The organism is uncultured Shewanella sp. (assembly GCF_947491715.1).
Lineage (GTDB): Bacteria > Pseudomonadota > Gammaproteobacteria > Enterobacterales > Shewanellaceae > Shewanella.
Map to the genome: position 1 here is coordinate 1 of NZ_CANLKR010000135.1, position 338 is coordinate 338.

Sequence of the window (338 nt, forward strand, 5' to 3'; positions counted from 1 at the left end):
ATGACTTTGACTTGCGAGGGGGCCAAGGTCACTCCGGGACAATTCGGCGACATCCCATTTTGTCCTGTCATGCTCGTCAACCGCATCGCCGGTAGCCCCTCTACCATCACACCCATACTCCCCATCTTAAACGTCGTCGGCCCCATCATCATTCCTGACGCCACACCGCCTACCGCCCCCGCATTATCACCACTGCTTAAAGTGATTATTGACCCTTGGTTTATCGATGGACCCCCATCCACTAAAACACTCAATGCCGCGGTCCCCGGATTACACATGTTACCTTGTGAAATATTCGGGTACGGCACCGGAATTGGCCCTACCGGACCCGGCGTATT

General features: G+C 54.7%; 1 protein-coding gene. It reads right to left on the minus strand.

Features of this window, described 5'->3' with window-relative positions; genetic code table 11:
* Positions 1-308: DUF4150 domain-containing protein (locus tag Q0779_RS23840; RefSeq protein WP_298776760.1), on the minus strand; the 308-nt coding region annotated here is incomplete at its 3' end.
* Positions 309-338 lie beyond the last annotated feature (30 nt).